Origin of the sequence: Maribacter polysaccharolyticus, assembly GCF_028882255.1 — a bacterium.
Taxonomy (GTDB): Bacteria; Bacteroidota; Bacteroidia; order Flavobacteriales; family Flavobacteriaceae; genus Maribacter_A; species Maribacter_A polysaccharolyticus.
In genome coordinates this window covers 2,501-5,448 of the sequence record NZ_JARBUY010000015.1, presented here as the reverse complement: position 1 = coordinate 5,448, position 2,948 = coordinate 2,501, and the positions used below count along the sequence as shown (strand labels likewise).

At 51.2% G+C, this 2,948-nt stretch carries 2 tRNA genes and 2 rRNA genes (1 of these 4 cut by a window edge); all 4 read left to right on the top strand.

The annotated features are described in order from the left end of the window. The first annotated feature begins 245 nt into the window (after positions 1-245). A 16S ribosomal RNA gene (locus tag PHU20_RS20000) occupies positions 246-1,774 on the top strand. A 130-nt stretch (positions 1,775-1,904) separates the two neighbouring features. Then, positions 1,905-1,978: transfer RNA gene (locus PHU20_RS19995), tRNA-Ile, on the top strand. Between the two features lie 133 nt (positions 1,979-2,111). After that, positions 2,112-2,185: transfer RNA gene (locus PHU20_RS19990), tRNA-Ala, on the top strand. Between the two features lie 135 nt (positions 2,186-2,320). Next, positions 2,321-2,948: ribosomal RNA gene (locus tag PHU20_RS19985) — 23S ribosomal RNA — on the top strand; it runs 2,204 nt beyond the window's last position. The 16S and 23S rRNA genes sit together here with 2 tRNA genes alongside, the layout of an rRNA operon.

Genomic DNA, 2,948 nt, shown 5'->3' with positions numbered 1-2,948 from the left:
GTTTCGAAAAGGGTTGTATATTTGCACCCGCTTTGAGAGACAGGGACGGGACATAGGGACCGTTTGACAAGAGGGATCGAGGGGCGAGGGCCTTATAGGGGTCCGAACGGGAGTTCATTGAAATATTGTAAAGACAGCGTATTTGGGGAGGTTATTTTTGGCCGAACCATATATAATAAAGAATTTGAATCGAGAGACGGGGCCGGGAGGGTTCTTGGTCGTTGGCGGAATATATTTATAAGACAACGATGAAGAGTTTGATCCTGGCTCAGGATGAACGCTAGCGGCAGGCCTAACACATGCAAGTCGAGGGGTAACAGGGAGTGCTTGCACTCCGCTGACGACCGGCGCACGGGTGCGCACCGCGTATGGAACCTGCCTCTTGCAGGGGAATAGCCCAGGGAAACTTGGATTAATGCCCCGTAGTATCGCGACACCGCCTGGTGTTGTGATTAAAGGCTTCGGCCGGCAAGAGATGGCCATGCGTCCCATTAGCTAGATGGTAAGGTAACGGCTTACCATGGCGACGATGGGTAGGGGCCCTGAGAGGGGGATCCCCCACACTGGTACTGAGACACGGACCAGACTCCTACGGGAGGCAGCAGTGAGGAATATTGGACAATGGGCGGGAGCCTGATCCAGCCATGCCGCGTGCAGGAAGACGGCCCTATGGGTTGTAAACTGCTTTTATACGGGAAGAAAAAGGGCTACGTGTAGCCTACTGACGGTACCGTAAGAATAAGGACCGGCTAACTCCGTGCCAGCAGCCGCGGTAATACGGAGGGTCCGAGCGTTATCCGGAATTATTGGGTTTAAAGGGTCCGTAGGCGGGCCATTAAGTCAGGGGTGAAAGTCTGCAGCTCAACTGTAGAATTGCCTTTGATACTGGTGGTCTTGAGTTATGGTGAAGTGGCTGGAATATGTAGTGTAGCGGTGAAATGCATAGATATTACATAGAACACCGATTGCGAAGGCAGGTCACTAACCATATACTGACGCTGATGGACGAAAGCGTGGGGAGCGAACAGGATTAGATACCCTGGTAGTCCACGCCGTAAACGATGGATACTAGCTGTCCGGGTCCTTGAGACCTGGGCGGCCAAGCGAAAGTGATAAGTATCCCACCTGGGGAGTACGTTCGCAAGAATGAAACTCAAAGGAATTGACGGGGGCCCGCACAAGCGGTGGAGCATGTGGTTTAATTCGATGATACGCGAGGAACCTTACCAGGGCTTAAATGCAGATTGACAGGTCTAGAGATAGATTTTCCTTCGGGCAATTTGCAAGGTGCTGCATGGTTGTCGTCAGCTCGTGCCGTGAGGTGTCAGGTTAAGTCCTATAACGAGCGCAACCCCTACCGTTAGTTGCCAGCGAGTCATGTCGGGGACTCTAACGGGACTGCCGGTGCAAACCGTGAGGAAGGTGGGGATGACGTCAAATCATCACGGCCCTTACGTCCTGGGCCACACACGTGCTACAATGGCCGGTACAGAGAGCAGCCATGTCGCAAGGCAGAGCGAATCTACAAAACCGGTCACAGTTCGGATCGGGGTCTGCAACTCGACCCCGTGAAGCTGGAATCGCTAGTAATCGGATATCAGCCATGATCCGGTGAATACGTTCCCGGGCCTTGTACACACCGCCCGTCAAGCCATGGAAGCCGGGAGTGCCTGAAGTCCGTCACCGCAAGGAGCGGCCTAGGGCAAGATCGGTAACTAGGGCTAAGTCGTAACAAGGTAGCCGTACCGGAAGGTGCGGCTGGAACACCTCCTTTCTAGAGAGTCGACGACCAAAGACCAACAGACCGGTCCCGTCCTTTCGATTTAATTTTGATCAACTGTCTTTATGATAACGATATAAGTGAATAACATTTGTCGTTTGCAAGAACGAAGAGTGTTAGGGACAGTCCCATAGCTCAGCTGGTTAGAGCGCTACACTGATAATGTAGAGGTCGGCAGTTCGAGTCTGCCTGGGACTACAGTCTACCGGTAAAAGGGTAGGAACGTTCATATAATTGAAGTATTGGAAATTTTAGGAGTTGGGTATCCCAAGTTGGCGTTAGGTCATCGATTAACTGATAACTGTTAACTGATAGCCGGCGACTGAAAGACGGGGGATTAGCTCAGCTGGCTAGAGCGCCTGCCTTGCACGCAGGAGGTCATCGGTTCGACTCCGATATTCTCCACAACGGCTAATGCCGACAAGTTCATTGACATATTGGGACAGGGTATATATATTTAGGTATATGTACTTTGAAGAGAAAACACGAATTTTTTAAGTAAAGTAGTACGAATAGAATACAATAAGAACAAAAGGTATAGCGACAAGCTAGATAAGGGCGTATGGGGAATGCCTAGGCTCTCAGAGGCGAAGAAGGACGTGATAAGCTGCGAAAAGCCGCGGGGATCGGCACACACGATATGATCCGCGGATATCCGAATGGGGCAACCCGGCATGTTGAAGACATGTCATCCCGCAAGGGAAGCAAACCCGGTGAACTGAAACATCTAAGTAGCCGGAGGAGGAGAAAACAAAAGTGATTCCGATAGTAGCGGCGAGCGAAATCGGATTAGTCCAAACCAATGTTGTTTCGGCAATGTTGGGGTTGTAGGACCACGCTGTTCGACGTGTGATGAATTAGAACACCTTGGAAAGGGTGACCATAGAGGGTGACAGTCCCGTATAGGTAAAGAGCATTGTCGATAGTGGTATCCTGAGTAGTGCGGGGCACGTGAAACCCTGTATGAATCCGGCGGGACCATCCGCCAAGACTAAATACTCCTGAGAGACCGATAGTGAACCAGTACCGTGAGGGAAAGGTGAAAAGAACCGTGAATAACGGAGTGAAATAGATCCTGAAACCATACGCTTACAAGCGGTCGGAGCCCTTCGGGGTGACGGCGTGCCTTTTGCATAATGAGCCTACGAGTTACTTTTACTGGCAAGGT